Genomic DNA, 15,535 nt, shown 5'->3' on the forward strand with positions numbered 1-15,535 from the left:
AAACGCTCCTAATTGAGCGTTCTCATTAACTGATCTATATATCTTTTTTGCTGCTTAATCTGCCGTGCCTGACTCACTTGATAATCCTGAATGTCTTTTCGGAAGTTTGCGAAAGTCATTTTAGGGCTGTCATACGGGTTGAGGGGGTTATAAGTGACAGACACTAGCCTTACATCGTCTTCAAACGTGATACCGTTTGCTGTATCAGCAATGACATGTATGGTGTCACCCTTCCAAAAATCCTCTTCTATTCCTTGTAGTGCTGGCTCATAGATATATTGATACTCTGCCTCAACGACCACGTCAGGATATGGGTTCACATGCTTTTTCAAAGCAGATACCATGTTGCTTGGTTTTTTTACTGTGTCATCTCTTATCGGCTCACCCCAGCGCGGCTTTCCTTCAATAAGAAACTTATCTTCATCAGGATGAATGTATAGGATAGGTTCGAATTCATATTCAGGCTCTTTTTCCTTTTCATCCTCGTTCGTTTTTGTATCGGTTGACTTTGCGTCACTTTTCTTAGCTTTCTTTTCTTTCTTTTCTGCACCGTAACCCCAAGCTCTTGTGGACGTGTTTTGATCATTGATCTTCAACTTAAAGCCTGGCATGTTATATCGACTGTCGAAAGTGTAATCTACTACTCTTCCCATCTTTTTATATACATAGATGACGTAGTTGTTTACATCAAGCTCTATTTCATAATCATCAACGATCTGATCCAATAATTCGATCCTGTTCTTTTCGCCGAACCCGTCTTGATCAACGGTATCAAATGTTGATTCTTTTTCTTTCAGGACATATTGAAAAGGTGTATCCGCAAGTGCAATGTCTAGGGCTTCTTTGATGTTCAGTTTCTTTGACGTTTTTTCCTCGACTCTGCTATTTACAAGAAGAACTGTATACACATGATTGGCCGTTACCTTTTTCTGCAGCACATTTTTTCTGCTCTGATCAAGCTCAATGTCTGTAATGTAATACTTTTGATGGTTGTAAACTTTTTCATCTAAGTACAGTATGTTCCCTGGAACAAGTAAATCAAATTCAGTTCCGTTATCCTCTGTTCGCATTAACGTAAAAGTGAAACTCTTTTTACCTGTTGTGTCGTCTTGCAACTCCAACACAGCGCCCACGATCTCTACAAGCTCTTTGCCGTCCTTGGTTGATACATGCAGCTGCCTGAAATCAATATCAGAAGGTAGTCCGTCGTTTAGCTCTACATCCTTGCCTTGATACTCTTTACTTGGATAAGAAGGTTTAGTTGGTGTTTCAGGTTCGCTTGGTTCTTCTGGAACATCGTCCAAATTATCATATTGTGTGAGCTTGTAAGTAAAGATGATGCTGTTCAATTTTGTTGCATAGTTTATATCAGTGGCGTAACCAGCTTTTGAAACTGCTGCAGTAGCCTTCTTATAATCTTTTTCACCAACAACCGCTTTATAGCGACCCAAACGGGTGTACAGGCTTCCAAGATCCGCCAAACTCTCTGCGTATGATGGATACTTTCTAAACTTAGCTTGTATCCTTGTAACGTTCCCCTTCTTATCTTGCTCACTTGTCCACATCAGTACATATTTTCCGTTATATGTACCTTTGACTCCGAAGAGATTATGCGCCTTTTGAGACAGGTCACTTTTTCCGAAACCACTTTCTAGGCACCCCTGAGCGATGACAAGGCTTGCGAGGACATTATATTTATTTTGGACTTTCTGTGCTCCCGGTGCTAGTTTCTTTATAAAATCTTTTGCAGCCATGACACCCCCTCCTTATGCATAATAGAATCTCGTGTCGAAAACAATTTCAAAATCATTGGTGTTCTGTATCTCAAACTCATTCATGCCTTTATCTAAGGACGGCAACCTTCCAGACGTTTTTAATCTTTTATTGCCGACAACGGTATACTGTTTCAGGTTTCTGACCTGTTGTGATTTTTTCAATTCGGCTTCTATTTTCAATCTTTCGTTATTCGTGTGGTTGATGATAGTCACGTTTTTTCCCTTTGCGTTAAGAAGCACATTATAATCATGCTGCAGTGGGTTAATAGGTAAGCCAGGATTGAATACGCTGAAACGCTTTTTGTTTTTAAAACGGTACTGCAGATCGTCCCGCCTTTGAATTCCCATTCCTGAAAACCATCTTTCACTAGAAAAGTTTTGCGCGCTTAAAGACGTGCCCTTTGACTCTGCTAGTCCTGTAATATTGTTAAAATCCATTTGGAAAGATACCTGGTTTTTTTGCTTGTCTTTGGGTATTTGAAACCCTCCGTCACACGTAACCGCAAAACGCCTACCAGGAAGCAGATCACATGAGATGTAATACCAGAAGGGCTGAACAACAAGATCATAAAACTCATGTCTATACTGATAAAAGTTAGCCGCGATTTTAGCATCCAGCAATATTTCAACTTTGATAGGCCTTTCTTTGTACACTATGTCGCGTGGGTGCTGCGTCGGTACAAGTCCGTTAAACCTGGTTAATTGTACAAGCTCCCTATCAGTGCTCGGCGCGTCAGGTGCAAAGCTAAGCAACTTAAAATAGGGCAGTAACCCCGACAAAGGTTGCTCCCCCATTCCGTCTCTGAAATCAAAATACAGATCCATTATCTTTTCAGCCCTCCTTTATAGGCATTCTGCTCATACTTTTGAGCGCTCTTTTTATCTAGTATAGATGTGTCTCCTTGATTAAAAACGATGTCTGCTAAATGCTCACCGCCAATAATGACAGGTGCAGGATGAATTTTGATTGTTTGCCCTGCCGCACTTACGCTTTCATTGTTCGTTTGTAAATTGTTTGATAGAAGACTAATAAGGGCATCTAGCTTTTGGTTTAATACAGGCGTATCAATCTCATTTCTCACAGTCAGTTCGGCTCGCATCGTGTTTATTTCATCTGCTGCCCCCTGGATGTTAAACGCCATTCTATTAATTTCAGACTTGAAGGACGACATAGCACCTTGTGCCATTGCTGCTGTGCTCTTTTTCACTTCATTCGCTTTTTCACCAAGTCCAATGATGAAGCCGTCTCCAAAGTTCACGCCTTCTGCGATGGTCTTTTTTGCAGGTGATTTTGATTGTATGGAATCTTTCAGCGAACGTATTGCAACTTTACCGATGGCCCAAGCAGCTTTCCAAATTGTCCCGCCGGTGCCTCCCATACTACGAATACCGTTAGCAAAACCTTTAGAAAAATCAGCACCTGTGCCAGTTGTTTTCACGCTTGATAAGCCTTGTTTTCCTGATTGTGCTACGGTGCTACCCGAATTACTAGCGTTTCCGGCTTGGCTACGGATTCCCGATGCAAATTCAACACCTGCTTTTTGTCCGCCTCCGCCATCAGTTGTTTTGGCAAGTTGTGCCGTTGCTGTCGCACTCACCGATGATGCTGCAGTCGTATTGGCGCCCTTTGTGCTTGTGATACCCGCACTGTGACTGCTGCCTTTTGTCACACCTGCTTGGGTTGCCTGGGTCGTATTTTTATTAAGGTTAGATAGCGCCGTTTGGTTTACGCTGCTTGCTGCAGTGCTTGTGATGCCACTTGTTGAACTTATTCCCGCGCTAAATGATTGACCCTTTTGTGAGCCGGATGTATTAGCCTCTGCATTGCCTTCACTTAGCTTTTGCCTAAGTGCTTGCTGCAGCACTGATCCGCTGTTAGATACGTTAACTTTTGACGAATTAATACCTTCACTAAACGATTGGCCTTTTTCTTGTCCTGCAATTCTAGGGATACCGTTTTCTTCTCGCAATTTTTGATCCAGTGTTTGTTTAAGGATCGACCCACTTGCTAACGTGTTAGGTGTGGCAGCTGTTAGGCCGTCCGCAAATTCATCGCCCATTTTCTTTCCCGATTCACGGGCAGATGTTGCGCGGTTGAATTCGTTTTCAGCATTTATGATTGCTTCGTTTGCTTTGCTCGCCGATTCTTCTGCAGAAAAGCCTAGACCCTCGTTAAACTCAATGAGAGCTTGTTTCGTTTTTTCTAATGCTTCTTCTTTGCTGTCTCCAAGTTTTTGTAAGAACGCTACTTGTCTTTCAGCCCATCGCGCTTGGTATTTTTCTTCTTGTTCCTCTTGATTGGTGAAAATACCCATTGAATTACTTGAGTATTCTATTTGTTTTTCTAGTGCTTTTCCTGTTTCTAAATCCAGTAGTTTCCCGTCTTGAGCCATTTGATCAAATAACGCTTTTGAATTGTTTTTATACGCTTCTAGGTTCTCAGCAAGTGACTTTTGATAATCAGCGTTACTTTTAGCTTTTAGTGCTTTGTGCTGTGCGGCTGAAATGGCTTCTTTTGCAAGGGCCTCGTCTAAAACTTTATTTCTGTAGTCACGATCTTCTTTAGCTGCCTTCTGCCCCTCTTTGTAAATGCCACTAATTTGATCATTGTAGCTTTTGGCATTTTTAAAAGAGAGTTTTGTTTGACTCTCTGAAACTCTCTGTTGAATGGCTAAAGCGTCCTTTTGGTTTGCGGCAAATTTACTTGTTGACTGTTGAAAGAATGAAATTATATCCTCAAATGTTTTCTTTTGAGAAGCATTCATTTTTGATGTCATTAAACCTGTTTCATCTTTCAATTTTTCTAACTGCCGCATCTTCTCACGTACTTTTTGAACGTCTTTGTCAATGTCTCCGACCAGCTGATCGGACCAATCTTCTCCGATTTTCTTTGTTTCTTTTTCTTGGTCCTCAAAAAGACCTTTTAGAACGGCGATTGCATCTGTCTTAAATCCTTCCAGCTCTTTAATAAGAGAAGAAGACATTTTTTGATAAGTAGACAATAGATTGCTTGCCATCTTCTCGGCTTCTTTTCCTGAAACCTGTGTCAGTTGGAACAGTTGTGATGTAGCTTTTTCACGTAGATTCACGTATGATCCGGCCGCTTTTTGTGTCGCTTTAGAAACGCCCTCACCATATAGAAGAGCCGATTCTTTTGCTTCTTCTTGACGTTTCTTTTGGTTTTTAAGTTGCTCGTTATACGCATAGGTTGCTACAGCAATGCCGCCTAGTAAAGCCGTTCCCCCCACAATAGCAAGCCCCACTGGACCCGTAAATGCTAAAAGCGCACCAATACCCATCGTCAGCGTTGCGACTGCTGTTGTGGCGCCTAGGACACCCGTAGCAAACAATGCTGTTTTAGCAACCGTTTGAGCTGTGGCAGAATCCATTTTGTTAAACATGGAAACGATGTCTGCGCCTTTTTCAGCTAGGTTACCAAGCGCAGGAAGTAAACTTTTAGTTAGTTTAATTTTTGCTCCTTCTACAGCAGAATTAAAGGCAACTATGCTGCCTCGTGCATTATCTAGCATCGTATCTGCCATATCTTGAGCAGCACCGTCTGATTCCTTCAAAGCCTTTGTGTTCTCTTTTAAAGCCTTGCTGCCTTTTTGTAGAAGAATAGCCCAATGTTTATAAGATTCAGCACCGACAATGGTTTTTAAGGTTGCGGCTTGCTGCTCTTTCGTCATGCCTTTCATGCCCTTTTCCATTTCTGCAACGACTTCCGGCATGCTTTTCATATCTCCGGCGGCATCGAAAAACGCAAATCCTAATTTATCAATTTCCTTTTGGGCCTTTTTAGCTGGCGTTGCCAGCCTAATCAACGACGTACCAAAGGCTTGTCCTGCGATAGAACCTTGTAAACCTGCGTCACCAAACGCCATGACTGCGGCCGCTGATTCTTCTAGTCCCCATCCTAGCGAATTGGCATTAGGGGCAAGGAACTTCATGGCCTCTCCCATTTGCTCAACGTTTGTGTTTGCGTTAGCTGCTCCGTATGCAATTACATCCGATGCGTGACCTGCTTCCTCAGCTTTCAAGGCAAAGGCCTGCATCATATTAGAGGAAATGTCGGCGGCGGCAGCTAAATCTAGTTGACCTGCAGCCGCTAAATTCAACATACCTGGCATGGCTGCGTAAATATCGTTTGCTTTAAATCCAGCCATCGCAAGGAAACTTTGTGCGTCTGCTGCTTGACTAGCAGTAAAAACTGATGTTGCCCCAAGATCCATTGCTTGCTTTTCTAACTTTTTTATTTCTTGGGCTGTACCACCTGAAATAGCTTGGACTTTACTCATTTGCTTTTCAAAGTCCATACCCACTTGTACTGCATCTTTTAGCGGGAGGGCCAAGCTAGCAAAAGCAACACCTGTAGTCATTGCTACCGAAGCACCGGTACTTCTCATTTTGTTGCCAACTGTATTCATTCTTTGGCCCATTTTATAAAGCGATGAGGATGTTCGTTTTATCTCAGCTTCCATCTTCTGAATTTTATTAGTCGTTTGCGTTAACGCGTTTTGTGTTTTATTCATTTCAGCTGTTGCATAGTTCAGCCTGCGGGCAAGGGTTTGCGTTGATTCCGCATCCTTTCCCTTCTTGATAGCTGAATCTGCATACGCTCTTTCGAGTGCTTTGACCTTCATTTTATGCTGGTCTAATTGCTGTGAAAGGGTTCTGACTTTCGTCTGCGACGTTTTCAGTTCATTGCCCCACACACCGACGGCAGTCCGATTCTTTTCAAACTCAGACTTTATGTTCTTCATTTGAACGGAAATTGCTTTCATTTCCCCGTTAAATTGGGACGAATTAGAATACAGCTTTACTTTAATGTCTTTGCTCAATCCCTCACCACCTTTTTACAGTCCAGGTATTTGATCAATGTATAAAGGTTTATCCGATGCTGTAGCGTTCTTACTTGGCTTTTCCTTGCTCGCTTCTTTCCTGCGTGCAAGGCGTTTCAGATGATAGACAATGTCCATTTCGTCTATCTGATTTTGAGTAAAGCCAATGTCCTCTAATGCGTTATACATATCAAGGACAGCATCGGACAAACTTACTCCCCCAGCTCTGCTTCCTCTGCAGTTTCAGGATTCAGGATCTTGCTCGCTTCAACGATATTTCCGATGACATAGTTTGCAGTTGCGTAGATTGTTCTAGTTAAAAGTCGTGAATCAATGCCTTGTTCAAATTCTTCTGCAGTGAATTTGTTTCCGAAGACTTCGCAGATAAACTCTGATTGTGCACTTGTATAAAGTCTTTCTGGATCATTTGATTCAAAGTCTTCTGTTACTTCTACCGCGGTTCTAAACAAAGCACCTGTGATAAAGCTAGGTGTCGAGAACTTCTTTTTTTTACCGTTTAAATGCAAAGTGATTGTCATTGCTTCCATGCTATTGCCTCCCGATTACAAAATAAAAAAGAGCGTTATTAAACGCCCTTTCCGATGTCTACTGAACTTGTGGAATCCTCTGTATCTTTTCCCATTGAAAACGACGCACCGTCACATACAACTTGTTTAAACCATTCATTCGGGTCAAAACCTTCACCAAACTCAGCTTGAGCCTTCCAACGATTTTTCCCCTTCTTATTTTGTAAAGTCATGAAACCTGCTTTAAATTTTGGTGTTTCAGGTTCGGCTTTCCCTTCGGTAGTTTTGTGTTCATTCCCCAGCAATTCAGGAAGACCCTTCAAGAACCAATAATACCTATGCCCGCCTGTGGATGTTTTCGCTCTAAACCCGAAAGCCAAGTGTATAGCCTTATCATCAGAACTGGCAAAAGAAATCCCATTCTCTACCTTGTGACCGTAAATTTTGTTCTGCACCTCAATTGGCAGATCTGCTATTTCAGCCTCAAGGTCAATGTCACCCATGTTGTTAAATGAATCGAACACGCCGTTATCAGCCCAAAACTTAGACTGTTCTGATTTAGGATCGACTTTGACGTTTACAGCTCCCGGCAGTCTTTCAGGCTTTGCATATGCAAGTCCTTTGTCATCATCCTGAATAAGTTCAGCGTAATGAAACATGTCTAATCCGTAGATTGTTTTCCCCATCTGTTTTCCTCCTAGAAAAATGTTTTGACGTACCTCATGCCTCTGTGAAAGATTTTTGTATCTGTTTCGTAAAGGTCAACGGAATCATATCTTCCGTAACCTAAATCTTTCATAAGACGATCTATTAATTTCGCTATTTCTGTTTCGTTTTTCCGTGTGTCTGCTTTTGAAAATATGCTTAACTGGAATCGAACCTCACTTGCTGCGGAGTGGTTGTCTCTGTACTCCTGATCCCTATTTGTAATCTCTGAAAATACAACTCTGGGGAATGCGGCCACATCATCGGCCACAAGATTATGAAAACCACCCGTGACAAGCTGCTTTAATTCATTGTTTTTTATTAACGCTGCACTCAATTCTTTTTTTGCATCAAGACTCATTTAATAGGTGCCGTGATAATTCTTTCCATGATCTTCACAGCTTGTCCCTCCCCTTCAACTGCGCTTTTTTCAATGAATGGATGCGGCGGCATTTTAGACGTGCCCCACTCTAAAAATCGCCCTCTGTAAGCGACTTTTCTATTCGGACCAACCGAAACAAACAGCTCACCGTCTTTTGATTCTCTTGCAGCTGAAACGGTGATGTTATCGACCATGTGAGGCTGATTTTTTGAACTTTTATTCACGTTACGTTTTTGGTGCGCGGCTATTACCTCGCCCCCAGCTTTAAGGGCAACCTTTTCGGCTTTTTCGACGTCGTCACCGATTTTATTAAAATATCTCGTTAAATCTTCGAACCCTTCTATATCCATATCAGCCATTTATGCCGACCTCGTTACAAGTGACTTCAAGTCGCTTCTTTTTGTTTTCTATGTCGTTATAATCCATTACATCGAAAGTGCGATAGATTGGCTCTCCTGCCTCGTCTGTTCCAGTTTGAAGAAGGATTCGCATGTCTTGCTTTACGTCTTCTCGGTATCTTATTGTAATTTTCTTCGGTGACTTAACCCCTAGCGCGCCAGCAACAAGCGTATCTGATTTTGTGCCGGAAAATCCTTCAATTGAACCCCATGTCTCAAAGACATTTTCATAGGATTCATTCCAATTCAGCTCGTCATCCTGTACCCTTTTCTTTACTTGAAAGGTTAAGCGACGATTCAACTCGCTTATCTTCTTCATCCTCTTCTGCCTCCACATAGCGAAGTTGGGTTAGTTGGTCCCGAATAGTAAAAGGGATGGATGAGCCGGAAACGCCTGACTCATACACTCCTCGATTTTCGTACCAATGAGCAACAAGCATGCCTGTTACAAGCGAATACTGTGCATTTCCTTCCACATAACGACCTATACCATTTTTGATATATCCCTTTGCTGCAGTAAGTAAGGTTTTTAGCAAGGTGTCATCTTGGTCGGTATCAATTTTTAAATATTCATCTTTCAGCATTTTTAAATCCATAGAAGACCGCCTACTTATTCAGTATTTTCTTTCCCCTCAATTTGGTCTAATCGAGACTCTAAATCAGTGATCCTTTTTTGTACCTCTGAATTGATGTTGTCCCATTTAACGCTACCTTTACCGATTGTTCGGGAGTTGACAGATCCATCGCCTAAATGATCATTCTTAATAGACCCAGTTTCAATCACTGCGGGATCGCCTTTGTCACCTTTTGGGCCTTGTTCACCAGGATCACCCTTTAACCCCTTCACATAAAGAGGATTTTCTTCGCTATTGTCTTTCACCGTAACTGCTGTGATAGGTTTACCGTCTGCGCCCGCCTCTGCAGACGTGTATACTCCATTACTTTCGTTTAGGTAATCTTTAGCCATGTTTTATCCATTCCTTTCAATTATTTTATTCTTTGTTCAGTTTGCTTTTCAGCTCTTTTATTTCGTCTTCCATACCTTTGAGTCTAGTTTCAATAGACGAATTAAGATGCTCCGGCATGACGCTTCCCGTCCCGATGTTTACCGATCGAACTGCTTTTTCGGCCAGCATTTCATGTGTCACGCTTCCTGGTGCAGCTGACCCGCCGCCACCTAGACTCACTTCCTGACCATCTTTGACGATTTTTCCACCTGCAAACTCTAAAACACCACCGATGACAGTTCGATCCCCGCCGTCAGTGGTGTAATTTTTAGTCACTCGCATGACTTATTCACCTCTTTTTTATTTACTCGCTTATTGACAACTGGCCGTATACTACCGCTTCTTTGTCCCAAGCCACAACGTCTTCACGTTCAATCGCTCGTACTTTCGTTGTGTTCGTTTCAAATGATCCTGCAGCAAGGTTCGTATAGTCGATAGACTGTTGCTGACGATCAAATAAGACAACTGCCTCTTTTAAATCACCAACGATTACAGGTGCTTTCCCTGCTTTTGTTTTCAAGACTTTGTTCGAGATCACCACCACGCGGCGACCAAACAACATTTTGTTTGTCGGTTCAGAAGGAATATCCTTGAGTAGATATTTACCGTCCGCATCTTTCAATTGATCAAGATAGTTAAACCCGTCTTGGTTTGTCATGATGATGGCACCAGCTGAAATGGCGGTATCTAGGGTAACATTTAAAGTCTTTTTAATGTCATCCAAGCCCTTAAATTCGACCTTTTTCAAACCATCAAGGATAGCCAAAATAAGAGAGTTTCTTGTTGCGACTGATTTTTTAACGAACCATTTCGCGACATATGTCATGATCGCTTGATCTGTATCTTGCAGCAATGTATTTGAAAGTGGTAAAAGTCCAGCATAGTCAGTGATGCTGTATGATAGCTTTGTAAACTTAGGCTGGTCTGTTTCTGGAATTTCTCCCATTTCCTCGATGTCTAGGAATGGTGTCATGTCTCCATTTTTTTCAAGCATACGACTACCTGAACGGGTTGCTACCGGCTCGACCGTGACATATTGCTCAAGTTGATGTAATTGCTCCCGCTTTAACTCTTTAATAGTTCTTGAAATATCTTCGGGGATTAGGATTCCGCCATCTTCTTCATTTTTTCCTGACATCGCTCTGAATTCAGGGTTTTCTAAGAATTCACGTTCTTCATGTGTTAAAGATTTACCTCGAAGAGACTTCATGAACAACTTGGTGAATTTCTTTTGACGTTCTTCTTTATCTCCCTCGGCTCCTTTCCGTCCTTCCGGGTTACGTTCTTGCTCCGGCACAAAGTTTTCACCGCCAGGTAAATCAGGCACGTTCAGCGAGCGACCTTCTACCATCAATTCAATTTGATTCTTAAGCTCTTTCACTTCATCGAGAAGCTGACGTGCTTCCTCTGTTTTTCCTGCTGCTAGTGCCTTATCCGCATCTTCTTTCTTCTGCGTAAACTGCTGACGTAGTTCAATTTCTTTTTTAGACATTTTTATTTTTCCTCCTCATAGAACGCAAAAAAGCCTTACTCTGGAAGATCAAGGCTTAAAAGTTCCAATTCAATTTTTAAAGTTTCTTCTGTTGGTGTGCTTCGTTGTTCTTTCATTTCTTCTACTTTCTCTAAGCTGCGGGCACCTACCACAGCTTCGGTATCGCTATACGCTGGTGTCGTTACAAGAGATATGTCATAAATGCGGTGAATGTTGTTTATTCTTCGTTCGTATATGTCTTCATCTTCATTTATGCGCCACTCGTCAGGTTCTTGGTCGTTGTAATCCAAAGAAAAGGCAAAAGAACATTGATTAATAACTCCGCTGCGTATATTCTCCATGAGATCGCGCGCATATGACGTGTCTGACGGTTTAAATCTAAATTTAAGACCTATACCATCTATTTCTAATTCAAGCCGTCCTGATTCTCCTGGAACGGTGTTTCTTGCTAGAGGAAAATCCTCTCGATGGTTAAAAAGTGCAATGACGTTTGATAGATCGGTAGATTCTAAAGCGTTCCTGCTGATAATTTCTTTGAACCAGCCCAAACGCTCGGACCATTTTTCAAACTTCAAAGCATAGCCTTCCACATATTCGGCTTGTCCTTCACCGTCGGAACGGATCTCAATTGGCGACGTGAGCAGCCGCACTTCTTTTTCTTTACTCATTCTCGCTGTCACCTCCCTTCATGGCCGCACCAGCTTTAAGCCTCTGGTATTCTTCCATAAAGTCGAGAAACACATAATTCAAGCTAGAAAGATATTTCTCGCCATGTTCGATAGGGTTTCTTTCAATCAAGTCACGAATCTCATTTTTATTTAAAAGACCCGCTTCACTCATGGTCTTAAAATACTCTGCTTGAGTTTTACTGTCGCCGCGCAGCTCACTATCAACATTGAATTTCACATAATGGCCCGCTTTTTGATCATTGTCGGTAAATAGTTTGATATTTAACTCCTGTTCAAAACTCACGATCCACGGTTGCAATGTGTTTTTTACATATTCCAAGGATTGATGCTCAATGTTTGAGAATGTGGCTTTATCAAGCTCATTGAGTTTATGCAACGGAACTTTATAAATCATTGCAATTTGTGCTTTATTGAATTTCATAGATTCTACAAACTGCGCTTCTTGCAACGGCATGGCAATAGATTGATATTCTAGTCCATTATCAATAATCGCTATGTTTTCACCCTGGTTGACCCGCAGCCATTCTTTACGGACGTTCTCTTTTGGTTTTTCATCCAAGAAAGAAGGTACTTTTAGAATGCCTCGCGGCGTGGCTTCGTTTTTATATAATTTTGCGTTATATTTTGTCGCAGCTGCTTGAGCGCCTATGTGCTCTCGTATCACACCAATAGGCGACTTACCGTGTATACCATCCGTAGAAAATCCTTTAAAGTGCAGCACTTGGTGTTCGTATAGTTCCATTGATCTTCCGTTAACGGTGGTTTGGTACCATAGCCTCCCTGAGTCGGGATGGATGTATGCGTTTGTTGCATCCGGCCGCAACGGGTAAAGATTTTCAGGGAAACCATGTGCCCCAAACTCAATCATCGAATAGGCATTTCCCCATGTTAGGACATGCGTCATCATTAATTTTTTCCAAGTAAAAGCTGTCATGTACGGGTTTGGCCTTGCATAGATTGCATAGGCCGATGGATGATTAGGGTTTCTGTTGACTCCTTGATTCTCTTTTTTAAATGTGTGTATCGGCAGCTTTGCGATGTCATCAGATAGTACATTGACACATGCAAAAATGTCCGGCTGCTCAAGTGAATTACTTTCACTGACTCTTTCACCACTTGCCGTTTCTCTTCCCCCGAACAGATTGATCAACTGACTGAAACCGTCTATTGTTGTTGAGCTGGATCGTTTTTCAAAAAACTTATCTATAAACATTTATTTCACCTCTCTTTCTGCCTCGCGTGATTTGACAGTAAGTAGGCATAAAACATAAAAAATACACCCGTCAGAAATAGACCGATGTTCATATTTACCCGATACGCTGCCAGCAGAATAAAGATGCACCCTCCAATAAACAGCAAGTCGTTTAGTATTGATTTCAGAAGTACAATAAATTTTCTCACTCTCTCACATCCTAATCCTAAAAACTGAAATCTCCTGAAAAGTGTTTGTTTAAGTCAACGTTTGCACCCATATCGTGATACATAGCCCTAGCAAAAGCATTCATAACAGCTGCAGCTGGATCTATTCTTTGAGGTGATTTCGCTTTGTCTAGCATGATGTTTTCTTGCGGATCTTGTTTAAGGATTGCATTATTATACGCAAAAGTGAGCAATGGGTCATTCGCATGAATGACCTTACCCTCATACACCTTTTGTCGGTAATCCTTTGTCGGTAAAGAAAGGTGATGAAACCTCGGTGGTATTTCAACCATATTAAACCCTTTACTTTCAAGCCGTTGTGCTAAGTGCAGCGCATTCCACTTGTCGTATCCAACTTCCATGACTCTCAGTTTGTTGACATGGGCAAATTCAATAATCCACCTTTCAACAAATTGATAGTCAACTGCCTCACCTGATGTGAATGTCATCCAACCTTGATCACGCCATAAATCATAAGGCACTTTATCAGTAGCCATTTTCTCTTTTGCCTTTACCTCTGGAATGAAGGAGTGTTGACCAACATAATAAACATTATCCATCACACCTACCCAGCCAACTGACGTCAAATCCATTGTCATAGATAAATCTACACCAAGATAGATAGCCATTTCTTTTAGATCGGGCATTTCACCATGACAGGCCCGCCATTTAGACATTTTCATGTAGCCATTGTCTTTTTGATCGACCCAGCGATCCATATTTTTTGTAAGAAAACTTCTCATTTTTTCAGGGACATCTAATGCAACTTTTATCGCTGACCGTAGTGATTCTATTCCCTCTGGATAAGTTGCGACTATCGGATTTGCCTTGATCCAGTTCGACTCATCCTTTACGTCGTCTTCGGGATCAAGTTCACAGATCATAACAAAATAGTCATCGTTTTCAATTTCAATGTCGGGATCAAGAATTTTGGAAACATATTGATACTCTTTGAAACACGGCCCGTTTAAGTTGAAACCTGCGGTAGTAATGATAACCATTAAAGGACTTCTACGTGCGACCATTCCACTGTCAATAACATCATAAATTTCACTTGTTTCATGAGACATATATTCATCAACTATCCCTAGTGATGGGTTTTTCCCGTCTCCTACCTTGCGGGCTTCACGGGATAACGGTTTGATAATTGAATTTGTCGCGTATTTCGTGACCTGCCCGTTAGCGTCTGTGTATTTCCCTTCTAAAATAGGTGCGTGCTTTAGTTGTTCAATGATTGCTTGATAGACTTCATCTGACTGCTCTTTCGACCAACCCGCAATAAACACACGATGTTTTTCTTGAGTTGGGAAGATCTCATACGAAGCCATGATAGCCAGCAATTGTGATTTCGCGTTTTTTCTTGCTAACTGAATATAAGCCTTTCTAAAACGCCTGGCACCATTGATCTTTTTGTAAAACCCATAGATATTAGCTGCCATGAATAGCTGAAAGTCTGTAAGCTCAATAGGTTTACCAGCCAATACACCTTCAACATGATGAAATTGCTTGGCCCATTCATAGAAGTCTAAAACTAATTCCGCATCAAAATAATACGGGCAGTCTTCTTCTGCCAGCCGCTCTACGTCTTTAATGAACCTCTGAACAGCCCACTTGTGCTTCTTGCCTGCTTTTATTTCCCCCGATTGAATCTTTTCGCAATATGACCATACACGCTCAATTAAAAGCTCTGCGGTCATTTCCTGCGTTATCATTACATGCGCCCTCCAAAGCGTTCTTCCTCTTTTGACTTCGGCTTGTCATCCTTTTTAGGGATCACAAGTTTACAGCGAGAGGAAATGGTTAATCCTAGATCACTTGATGCTTGTCTGCATTGTTTAAACAGTTTGTCTTGATTTATTAGAAGATCACTATACTTTTGGCTCGCTACTTCAATCAGATTACCGTCCTCATCTTCAACATCAGTTATAACAGGTGTTCGAAGTATGATTTCTGTTATTTGTAAATATTGTTTTCGAGCAAACAAAAAACGGGCAAGCGCATCAACATCTAAATTTGTCATAATTCCGATGTTTTTTAGCTCGTCCGCTATCTTTTTGAATTCTCTTTTTAAGTCTTTTGGTAAGTAAGAAGGAGCTTTCACTTTGTCATCCGGTGCCTTAATTTCCTGCTCTCTTCTCTCTTGAATCTCTTTCTTGGTAAGGTTTTTCTTCCCTTTCACTAGCAACAAGTCAACTGGTTGTCTCGGCCTTGCCATCCCCTCACCTCCTTCCGAATTTTCATTTAGGGAATTTCTCGCGATGTTGAGGGAGACGCGGTCTACAGCAAATCGTTTCTAGGGA

18 protein-coding genes are annotated in these 15,535 nt (G+C 41.6%); all 18 read right to left on the reverse strand.

What is annotated here, in order from left to right; translation table 11 throughout:
- Positions 1–8: 8 nt before the first annotated feature.
- From NKR21_RS17865 to NKR21_RS17950, 18 genes are read right to left on the reverse strand one after another with little or no spacing between them, the layout of a single operon-like run.
- A complete protein-coding gene (locus tag NKR21_RS17865; protein WP_253602528.1) occupies positions 9–1,754 on the reverse strand; it encodes a phage tail protein in 1,746 nt (581 codons plus the stop codon).
- 12 nt (positions 1,755–1,766) lie between these two features.
- On the reverse strand, positions 1,767–2,600 hold the full coding sequence (locus NKR21_RS17870; RefSeq protein WP_144469031.1) for a phage tail domain-containing protein: 834 nt from the start codon (positions 2,598–2,600) through the stop codon (positions 1,767–1,769).
- On the reverse strand, positions 2,600–6,616 hold the full coding sequence (locus NKR21_RS17875; protein WP_253602529.1) for a phage tail tape measure protein: 4,017 nt from the start codon (positions 6,614–6,616) through the stop codon (positions 2,600–2,602). The genes NKR21_RS17870 and NKR21_RS17875 overlap by 1 nt, the downstream gene beginning before the upstream one ends.
- Before the next feature lie 15 nt (positions 6,617–6,631).
- Positions 6,632–6,826, reverse strand: a complete 195-nt coding sequence (locus NKR21_RS17880; RefSeq protein WP_034665790.1) for a hypothetical protein — start codon at positions 6,824–6,826, stop codon at positions 6,632–6,634.
- A 2-nt stretch (positions 6,827–6,828) separates the two neighbouring features.
- Positions 6,829–7,164, reverse strand: a complete 336-nt coding sequence (gene gpG, locus NKR21_RS17885; RefSeq protein WP_144523922.1) for a phage tail assembly chaperone G — start codon at positions 7,162–7,164, stop codon at positions 6,829–6,831.
- A 38-nt stretch (positions 7,165–7,202) separates the two neighbouring features.
- Complete coding sequence (locus NKR21_RS17890) at positions 7,203–7,829, reverse strand: major tail protein (protein ID WP_253602530.1); 627 nt, start codon at positions 7,827–7,829, stop codon at positions 7,203–7,205.
- 11 nt (positions 7,830–7,840) lie between these two features.
- The gene (gp17, locus tag NKR21_RS17895; protein WP_105926180.1) at positions 7,841–8,209 is read right to left on the reverse strand and encodes a tail completion protein gp17; all 369 of its coding nucleotides are present in this window, start codon (positions 8,207–8,209) and stop codon (positions 7,841–7,843) included.
- Positions 8,206–8,589 carry an HK97-gp10 family putative phage morphogenesis protein gene (locus tag NKR21_RS17900; RefSeq protein WP_106072761.1) on the reverse strand — a complete coding sequence of 128 codons (384 nt, stop codon included), beginning with the start codon at positions 8,587–8,589 and terminating at the stop codon, positions 8,206–8,208. Before NKR21_RS17900 ends, gp17 begins: the two co-directional genes overlap by 4 nt.
- Positions 8,582–8,947, reverse strand: a complete 366-nt coding sequence (locus tag NKR21_RS17905) for a phage head closure protein (RefSeq protein ID WP_144472850.1) — start codon at positions 8,945–8,947, stop codon at positions 8,582–8,584. The genes NKR21_RS17900 and NKR21_RS17905 overlap by 8 nt, the downstream gene beginning before the upstream one ends.
- The gene (locus NKR21_RS17910; protein WP_144473505.1) at positions 8,883–9,224 is read right to left on the reverse strand and encodes a head-tail connector protein; all 342 of its coding nucleotides are present in this window, start codon (positions 9,222–9,224) and stop codon (positions 8,883–8,885) included. Before NKR21_RS17910 ends, NKR21_RS17905 begins: the two co-directional genes overlap by 65 nt.
- A 14-nt stretch (positions 9,225–9,238) precedes the next feature.
- Positions 9,239–9,595 carry a collagen-like protein gene (locus NKR21_RS17915; protein WP_144469047.1) on the reverse strand — a complete coding sequence of 119 codons (357 nt, stop codon included), beginning with the start codon at positions 9,593–9,595 and terminating at the stop codon, positions 9,239–9,241.
- 25 nt (positions 9,596–9,620) lie between these two features.
- Positions 9,621–9,917, reverse strand: coding sequence for a hypothetical protein (locus NKR21_RS17920; RefSeq protein ID WP_144469048.1), 297 nt, complete (start codon positions 9,915–9,917; stop codon positions 9,621–9,623).
- Between the two features lie 22 nt (positions 9,918–9,939).
- The gene (locus NKR21_RS17925) at positions 9,940–11,127 is read right to left on the reverse strand and encodes a phage major capsid protein (protein ID WP_144472866.1); all 1,188 of its coding nucleotides are present in this window, start codon (positions 11,125–11,127) and stop codon (positions 9,940–9,942) included.
- A 35-nt stretch (positions 11,128–11,162) separates the two neighbouring features.
- Entirely contained in the window at positions 11,163–11,795 is a 633-nt protein-coding gene (locus NKR21_RS17930; RefSeq protein WP_144460001.1) for an HK97 family phage prohead protease, read from the reverse strand.
- Complete coding sequence (locus NKR21_RS17935; RefSeq protein WP_144460000.1) at positions 11,788–13,029, reverse strand: phage portal protein; 1,242 nt, start codon at positions 13,027–13,029, stop codon at positions 11,788–11,790. Before NKR21_RS17935 ends, NKR21_RS17930 begins: the two co-directional genes overlap by 8 nt.
- 5 nt (positions 13,030–13,034) lie before the next feature.
- Positions 13,035–13,217: a hypothetical protein gene (locus tag NKR21_RS21305; RefSeq protein ID WP_144469034.1), complete on the reverse strand. Its 183-nt coding sequence runs from the start codon at positions 13,215–13,217 to the stop codon at positions 13,035–13,037.
- 17 nt (positions 13,218–13,234) lie between these two features.
- Positions 13,235–14,947: a terminase large subunit gene (locus NKR21_RS17945; protein WP_144473507.1), complete on the reverse strand. Its 1,713-nt coding sequence runs from the start codon at positions 14,945–14,947 to the stop codon at positions 13,235–13,237.
- On the reverse strand, positions 14,947–15,450 hold the full coding sequence (locus tag NKR21_RS17950) for a phage terminase small subunit P27 family (protein WP_144458244.1): 504 nt from the start codon (positions 15,448–15,450) through the stop codon (positions 14,947–14,949). Before NKR21_RS17950 ends, NKR21_RS17945 begins: the two co-directional genes overlap by 1 nt.
- Between the last annotated feature and the right edge of the window lie 85 nt (positions 15,451–15,535).

The organism is Bacillus sp. 1735sda2 (assembly GCF_024159245.1).
Classification (GTDB): domain Bacteria; phylum Bacillota; class Bacilli; order Bacillales; family Bacillaceae; genus Bacillus; species Bacillus pumilus_O.

Bases quoted from the DNA above. Each gene is read 5' to 3' on its own strand.
- NKR21_RS17905 (WP_144472850.1), bottom strand. From the start codon at position 8,947: ATGAAGAAGATAAGCGAGTTGAATCGTCGCTTAACCTTTCAAGTAAAG.
- NKR21_RS17910 (WP_144473505.1), bottom strand. From the start codon at position 9,224: ATGGATTTAAAAATGCTGAAAGATGAATATTTAAAAATTGATACCGAC.
- NKR21_RS17920 (WP_144469048.1), bottom strand. From the start codon at position 9,917: ATGCGAGTGACTAAAAATTACACCACTGACGGCGGGGATCGAACTGTC.
- NKR21_RS17865 (WP_253602528.1), bottom strand. From the start codon at position 1,754: ATGGCTGCAAAAGATTTTATAAAGAAACTAGCACCGGGAGCACAGAAA.
- gp17 (WP_105926180.1), bottom strand. From the start codon at position 8,209: ATGAGTCTTGATGCAAAAAAAGAATTGAGTGCAGCGTTAATAAAAAAC.
- NKR21_RS17890 (WP_253602530.1), bottom strand. From the start codon at position 7,829: ATGGGGAAAACAATCTACGGATTAGACATGTTTCATTACGCTGAACTT.
- NKR21_RS17915 (WP_144469047.1), bottom strand. From the start codon at position 9,595: ATGGCTAAAGATTACCTAAACGAAAGTAATGGAGTATACACGTCTGCA.
- NKR21_RS17870 (WP_144469031.1), bottom strand. From the start codon at position 2,600: ATGGATCTGTATTTTGATTTCAGAGACGGAATGGGGGAGCAACCTTTG.
- NKR21_RS17925 (WP_144472866.1), bottom strand. From the start codon at position 11,127: ATGTCTAAAAAAGAAATTGAACTACGTCAGCAGTTTACGCAGAAGAAA.
- NKR21_RS17950 (WP_144458244.1), bottom strand. From the start codon at position 15,450: ATGGCAAGGCCGAGACAACCAGTTGACTTGTTGCTAGTGAAAGGGAAG.
- NKR21_RS17945 (WP_144473507.1), bottom strand. From the start codon at position 14,947: ATGATAACGCAGGAAATGACCGCAGAGCTTTTAATTGAGCGTGTATGG.
- NKR21_RS17930 (WP_144460001.1), bottom strand. From the start codon at position 11,795: ATGAGTAAAGAAAAAGAAGTGCGGCTGCTCACGTCGCCAATTGAGATC.
- NKR21_RS17935 (WP_144460000.1), bottom strand. From the start codon at position 13,029: ATGTTTATAGATAAGTTTTTTGAAAAACGATCCAGCTCAACAACAATA.
- gpG (WP_144523922.1), bottom strand. From the start codon at position 7,164: ATGGAAGCAATGACAATCACTTTGCATTTAAACGGTAAAAAAAAGAAG.
- NKR21_RS17900 (WP_106072761.1), bottom strand. From the start codon at position 8,589: ATGGCTGATATGGATATAGAAGGGTTCGAAGATTTAACGAGATATTTT.